This window comes from uncultured Microbulbifer sp. (genome assembly GCF_947489355.1).
Classification (GTDB): domain Bacteria; phylum Pseudomonadota; class Gammaproteobacteria; order Pseudomonadales; family Cellvibrionaceae; genus Microbulbifer.
This window is the reverse complement of record NZ_CANLDD010000034.1, coordinates 41,024-47,646: the sequence shown is the minus strand read 5'-3', so window position 1 is coordinate 47,646 and position 6,623 is coordinate 41,024. Positions and strand designations below refer to the sequence as shown.

Below are 6,623 nucleotides of genomic sequence, written 5' to 3'. Positions count from 1 at the left end.
AATGAGCTACGTAAGCGCGGTCTCTTTGTGTCGTCTAGCGGGGTTCGCAGTATCTGGTTACGGCATGACCTGGCTAACTTCAGACTCCGCCTGAAAGCCCTGGAAGCCAAAGTGGCAAAGGAAGGTCTGATTCTCACTGAATCACAGGTTCAGGCTCTGGAACGCAAACGTCATGATGACGAAGCCTGCGGCGAAATTGAGACCCAACATCCTGGTTATCTGGGCTCACAGGACACCTTCTACGTTGGGACATTCAAAGGTGTTGGACGTGTATACCAGCAGACCTACGTTGACACCTACGCAAAAGTGGCACACTGCAAGCTGTATACAACAAAGACGCCAATCACTGCAGCAGACCTTCTGAATGACCGTGTGCTGCCATTCTACGCTTCGCATGAACTACCAGTACTGCGTATTCTGACTGATCGCGGCACCGAGTACTGTGGCAAACTGGAGCAGCATGATTATCAGCTGTATTTGAGCGTGAATGAGATTGAGCATACGAGGACAAAAGCCCGACACCCACAAACGAATGGTATCTGTGAGCGATTTCACAAGACTATTCTGCAGGAGTTTTATCAGCCGTCACTACGACGCAAGATTTATGGCTCGGTGGAGGAGCTACAGATGGATCTAGACGAATGGCTCAATTATTACAATAATGAACGAACCCACCAAGGCAAGAAGTGCTGTGGCCGTACGCCTGTACAAACGCTTGAAGATGGCAAAAAGATCTGGATGGAAAAGTTCGTGAACTGAACCTGACCTGACAGACTACCGTCAGAAAAACCGGTAACTGTCAGATCAAGTCTGAACTACTACAATTAAAGCCACCGGCTTTGCCGGTGGATATTTACTCGGTCTCTGTGGTTTCAGTAAACAAGTTTGCGCAGGATCAATATTTTCTCCACTTCCTTTTCGAAGCTGTCCTTCAATCCCACTGCGCGCATGAACTGTTAGTATTCGTCATTGGTGCCAATTTTCTCAACCTGATCTCGGGTAAGGCCTGCTTGATGGGTGGTGACCACACTTGTTAGCAGCAGCTGGGTGGTACCGCGTACCAGAATGACCTGTATTCGCCTGGTCGCGTCGGAAAGGGCGCAAACCCTCAAACACCAGATTCGGTTATAACTCGTTGAATCCAGGATGCAATCATTTGGCGGCCGGGTTCGTTTATAGGTATGTCTATTGACAATTAACTAACCTACTACCGGGTCGGAAGGAAAGAGTACCCCTCCCCCAGGACGCGCTGTGAATACATCCCTGTACACTCGTAATCGGCCTCCATGCCTCATACGGTCCTGGGAGAGGGGGGTATTTTTCCCTCTTGCTCTACTAGTAAGACACTCCATAGGAGCCTCCAATGAAAAAGGCAACGGCCTCTACTGCTATCGCTGGAATTCTCGCCCTTAGCGGTGCAACTCAAACACTAGCAGGTGTGCCCGATCAACCCAGTAAATGGGAAAAATGTGCAGGTATTGCTAAAGCAGGTCAAAACGACTGTGGCGCATTAGACGGCAGTCACGACTGCGCCAGTCAGGCTAAAAGAGACAACATGGATACCGAGTGGGTATACGTACCACAAGGCACCTGTAAAAAGATTACCGGTGGCGTTGTCAAAGCCACAAAACCTGCCAAGAAAGGTTAAGGCAGTTCAATGAGTACCTTAATTCAAGGTGCAGGTGTGGGGCTAAGAACGCCCCACCTTTCCCACCTTTTAAACGAAAGACCTGATGTACCCTGGTTAGAATTACTGGCCGACAATTGGTTTGCAGAAGGTGGTACGGATCTGGAACTATTGGAAGTCATTACCGAGCTCTATCCGGTAACCCTACATGGAGTCAACCTATCTTTGGGAACCTTAGATCCTCTGGATTTCGATTACCTGGAGAAAATTAAAAAACTTACGCAAAGAACTCATACCGCCTGGTATTCGGAACATTGCAGTTTTTCCTCTTTTGAAGGTAAAAGAACGCCCGATTTGTTACCACTCCCATACACCCATGAAGCCCTTCGTCATATTTGTGATCGCATTGATCAGGTTCAGACTTTTCTGGGGGAAAAGCTCCTGATCGAGAATATTTCCTGTTATGTGGAGTGTGCCGACAATCAAATGTCGGAGGCAACATTCATAGGTGAGGTTGCTCGCCAAGCGGGCTGTGAAATTCTCCTGGATATCAATAATCTATACGTCAATAGTGTGAATCACCGCTTTGATCCTATTGATTACTTAAATGAGTTACCTCTCTCCAGTGTTAAACAATTGCACCTTTCAGGACACAATGACAAAGGCCTATTCTTACTGGATAGTCATGGCTCAGAAATCATCCCAGCTGTGTGGGAGCTGTACGAATATCTCATATCCAAAACCGGTGATATTCCAACCCTGATCGAATGGGACCATGATATCCCATCATGGGAAACACTGATGATGGAGTGTCGCACAGCACAACACATCCTGAATCGGGCAAACACCACTGCCGGAATTAAGGACATCGCATGAAAGGGAGCACACCCCATCTTGCCAACTGGCAAAATAATATGATTGCCAGTGCACAAGCTAAAGGACATAAACCCATTCTCGAAGATCTATGTCAGGCATCTTCTGGATTAGATGAACGGATTTCAGCTTACAAAAATAACTACCAACAAACGCTGATAAACTGGTTGTCATACGCACATCCAATGGTATACAAGCTGGTTGGTGAGAAATATTTCATACAGCTGGCAAACGATTACCTGAACAGCCATGTACTTAACGATCAGAATTTTAAGCACTACGGCGCATTATTTTCTAACCATCTGTCACGCATATTGGTAAACCGTAATGCATTGAAAGAGATTCCATTTATCAGTGACTTAGCAAAAGCCGATTGGTTATTGCATCAAAGCTATTACGCAAAAAACCGTGCTCCCTTCAATATTCAGGCATTTTCAAAGTTGTCGCCCGAACAACAGTCCAGCGCAACACTATCGTTAGCGAAAGATTTTTTTCTGATTGATTCTCACTGGCCACTCCTGGATTTGTGGGAATTTCATCGAGAAGTAAAACCCATTGAACAGGTTACCAAGTCCGAGGAAAAATTACATTTCGTGATTGTGAGACAGGTATTCCGACCGATACTCGTGAAGATTGACTCTCTTGAACGAAGCTTTCTGCAAGCGGTTATAGACAGGATCCGCTTACGTTCCCTAAGCGAGGACATCGCCCATCTACCAGCCAAATGGATTGAAATAGGTTGGATATCGGACTATATGGTACGTTAAACATGACTTTCTCTCGGGAACAACTGAATAGTCTCTACCGTTATGCCCTGTCGCTATCAGGAAATCCAGACGACGCTTATGACTTATTGCAATCCGGTCTGGAAAAAATAATTTCTGTAAAGCGAACACAATCCGTTAACCTGGCTTATGTACGCACGAGTATTCGCCATCTGTTTATTGACCAATGTAGACGGCAACAAATCATTGTCTTCGAGCCACTCGAAGAAGAAAAATTAGCTATGCTTTCTACTGAACCACTCGAACAGATAATAATTAATGAAGTCACCGTTCATCTACTGATGGAGGACTTGGAGCCGAGAGAGAGAGAATGCCTGTTCCTATGGGCGGTACTAGGATACACCGCTGCCGAGATTGCAAATGAAACGGGAGAATCACGGGGCACAATTCTGTCCCGGCTTTATCGCGTGAAGAAAAAAGCACAAAACTTGTTAGAGAAAAACACGCTATCGGAGGTGCATAGTGAATAAACCTTTGAAGGAAGCGTCTAAGAGTTATTTCGACAATCAGTCCATATCCGACGCACAGTTTGAGAACATTGAAGAACTTGTACGGGGTCTTGATGTATCTGAACCTAAACATGAAAGCACTCCGGAAGAGCCATCCCGTCGACGATTAGGCATGTTCTCACTATCCACCGCTGCCTTAGTCATGCTAGTAGCATTGGCAACACTTGTTTTTCCTCCGTCAGAAAAAGAACTTTCTTATGTTATCGCCAAAGAGGTTGCGAAAAACCACATAAAGTTAAAACCCTTGGAAATATCCAGTTCACGTTTTGATGTGGTCAGTGATTATTTTACTGAGCTGGATTTCTCTCCTGTGCCCTCTGGGCATTTTAACCACTTCAACGTCGATATGTTGGGTGGAAGGTATTGCTCAATTCAAAGCGTTACCGCAGCTCAACTTCGGTATAAAGGCGCTGACGGTAAACCCGTCACGCTTTATGAAGTGGGTTACAATAAAGATATCTTCGGCCCACTACCAAATATCGAAAAAGAAGAAGGACCCGCTATTTACTATGTTAATGGATTAGAAGTTCAAATATGGATTGAAAAAGGCTTGTTAATGGCCAGCGTTAGGAGTTAGCAGGCTGATGAAAAGCCCACCCTTCCCAGAATCTCTGCATTTCTTTCCTGAGAAATTTCCGTACCGATAGATCCTGAATCTAGATTGATCAAAATACAATCATATATCGTCGTGTTTTGTAAGCGTCCGCCCATCACACCTTGTCATTATTCACTCAGTTATGCGGCAGCAAGTCAAGGTGCCGAAGGTCCGTACTAAGGGCGGAAAGCCAGTAACCTTCCGCACAGCCTTGGTGCCGCCGTATGTACGCAAGGCCCGCTCACTATACGTGGCTCTGCCGTGGATATACCCGAAGGGTGTTTCAACCGGCGAGACGGAAGAGGCCCTGTCGATACTTGTTGGCTCGGAAGCGAGAGGCCTGTCAGCCAGCACGGTGGCTTGCTTAGTGGATTAAAAAAAAGGGCGTATAGAACTATACGCCTACTCTCAATACCTCTCTTCCTGTGAGCGACTCTTTCTTGTAGTAAATTCGTTTCTACAATCTGCTGTCAGTGATTCTGCAAAGCAAAACCTCACCTCTAGTATCCATAAACTTCACTCTATGTGGCGTTCAGTCAATATAAAAATAGGAAATATTCTCAAAGTCACCTGATGGTGTTATTTGAGTCACTTAATGCTGTGACTCACAGGTATTTACCACTGCAGTGCGCCGCCGGTCTGGTATTCGATAACCCGTGTCTCGAAGAAGTTTTTCTCCTTGCGCAGGTCCATAATTTCAGACATCCAGGGGAAAGGGTTCTGGGCGCCGGAGAATTGCTCTTTCAGGCCCAACTGGCTGAGGCGGCGATTGGCGATAAAGTGCAGGTACTCCTCCATCATGTTTGCGTTCATACCGAGTACGCCGCAGGGCATGGTGTCACGGGCGTAGGCCACTTCCAGCTCCATGCCCTCGAGGATCATCTGGGCCACTTCCTGTTGGAATGCCGCGGTCCATAAGTGCGGGTTTTCCAGTTTGATCTGGTTAATCACGTCGATACCGAAGTTCAGGTGCATGGATTCATCGCGCAGGATGTACTGAAATTGCTCAGCAACGCCGGTCATTTTGTTACGGCGGCCCATGGACAGAATCTGGCTGAAGCCACAGTAAAAGAAAATACCTTCTGTAACGGCGTAGAAAGCGATCAGGTTGCGCAGCAGTTCCTGGTCGGTCTCCACAGTGCCGGTTTTGAAGTTTGGGTCGCCGATGGCCTGGGTGTGAGACAGGCTCCAGGCAGCCTTCTTGGCGACGCTGGGCACCTCGCGATACATATTGAACACTTCGCCTTCATCCATCCCCAAAGATTCCACACAGTACTGGTAGGCATGGGTGTGGATGGCTTCTTCAAAAGACTGGCGCAGCAGGTACTGGCGGCACTCGGGATTGGTGATATGGCGATAGATGGCCAGTACCAAATTATTCGCTACCAGGGAGTCTGCAGTTGAAAAGTAGCCCAGGGAATACATTACGATGCGACGTTCGTCCCCGGTCAGACCGTTGGGGTCTTTCCACATGGACACGTCTTTATTCATATTGATTTCCTGTGGCATCCAGTGGTTGGCGCAACCGTCCAGGTATTTTTGCCAGGCCCAGTCGTATTTGAAGGGCACCAACTGGTTGAGGTCAGCGCGGCAGTTGATAATGCGCTTTTCGTCCACCTGGATACGGGCCGCACCCATTTCCAGTTCTTCCAGGCCGGGCGCCGGGTCGATGGAGGCAACCGCCGCACGTGCGGCTTCAACGGCAGTGGAGCCACTTTGGGCCGCTGGCGACACCGGAGTAGCTATCGGAGCTGTGGCTTCCGCCGCGTAAGAAGCGCTGGGCTCTTGCACGGATTTCGCCCGGGCCTCCGGCGCCGGCCGCGGTTTGCTTGCCTTGTCGGATTGTTGGGGCTTTGTGTCGAAGTCGTCCCAGCTCAGCATAGTTGGCCCTTTTGATCTGTTTTGTTATCGAACATTCGATAAATTGCCTTTGGTTTTCCTGACTTGATACTCACAGGGTAAGGGGGGTCAGGGGTAATGCACCAGTTTTCACCGGCAGTTGTCTATTGCTGCCGGTATTTTTAACCTGCCCGAGTATAAAAACTCTGTGCCAGATCAAGTATCGCCTGGCTTTTTAACCTGCACCTTCCCGTTGGCATGAGCCGTTGTTGGTGAAGGCTTTTGGGTTGTGTGTGATCGGGGTACGGCAGTTTATATCCCGGCTGCTTCCGGGAAATGTGCGTGGCGAGCAGGTCGCAAACGATCCCCGGCCCGTGCATGTATACCGGCATGTT

At 48.0% G+C, this 6,623-nt stretch carries 7 protein-coding genes and 1 pseudogene; 7 read left to right on the top strand and 1 reads right to left on the bottom strand.

The genetic code is table 11. The annotated features are described in order from the left end of the window. The 7 genes and pseudogenes from Q1A48_RS13740 to Q1A48_RS13710 form a co-directional block, all read left to right on the top strand. Positions 1-759, top strand: a 759-nt coding sequence (locus tag Q1A48_RS13740) for an IS481 family transposase (protein WP_299945857.1), incomplete at its 5' end; no start/stop codon positions are given. 604 nt (positions 760-1,363) lie between these two features. Next, a complete protein-coding gene (locus Q1A48_RS13735) occupies positions 1,364-1,648 on the top strand; it encodes a DUF2282 domain-containing protein (RefSeq protein ID WP_299945854.1) in 285 nt (94 codons plus the stop codon). A 9-nt stretch (positions 1,649-1,657) separates the two neighbouring features. Further along, on the top strand, positions 1,658-2,503 hold the full coding sequence (locus Q1A48_RS13730; protein WP_299945851.1) for a DUF692 domain-containing protein: 846 nt from the start codon (positions 1,658-1,660) through the stop codon (positions 2,501-2,503). Beyond that, positions 2,500-3,267 (top strand): putative DNA-binding domain-containing protein, encoded by a 768-nt coding sequence (locus Q1A48_RS13725; RefSeq protein ID WP_299945848.1) that lies wholly within the window; start codon positions 2,500-2,502, stop codon positions 3,265-3,267. The genes Q1A48_RS13730 and Q1A48_RS13725 overlap by 4 nt, the downstream gene beginning before the upstream one ends. Next, positions 3,240-3,755, top strand: coding sequence for a sigma-70 family RNA polymerase sigma factor (locus Q1A48_RS13720; protein ID WP_299945846.1), 516 nt, complete (start codon positions 3,240-3,242; stop codon positions 3,753-3,755). The genes Q1A48_RS13725 and Q1A48_RS13720 overlap by 28 nt, the downstream gene beginning before the upstream one ends. Then, on the top strand, positions 3,748-4,371 hold the full coding sequence (locus tag Q1A48_RS13715) for a hypothetical protein (protein ID WP_299945843.1): 624 nt from the start codon (positions 3,748-3,750) through the stop codon (positions 4,369-4,371). The genes Q1A48_RS13720 and Q1A48_RS13715 overlap by 8 nt, the downstream gene beginning before the upstream one ends. Positions 4,372-4,543: 172 nt before the next feature. Next, a pseudogene (locus tag Q1A48_RS13710) lies at positions 4,544-4,756 on the top strand (IS256 family transposase); the annotation flags it as partial. A gap of 248 nt (positions 4,757-5,004) precedes the next feature. Here Q1A48_RS13710 and Q1A48_RS13705 read toward each other — a convergent pair. Beyond that, complete coding sequence (locus Q1A48_RS13705) at positions 5,005-6,270, bottom strand: ribonucleotide-diphosphate reductase subunit beta (RefSeq protein ID WP_299945841.1); 1,266 nt, start codon at positions 6,268-6,270, stop codon at positions 5,005-5,007. Positions 6,271-6,623: the final 353 nt, after the last annotated feature.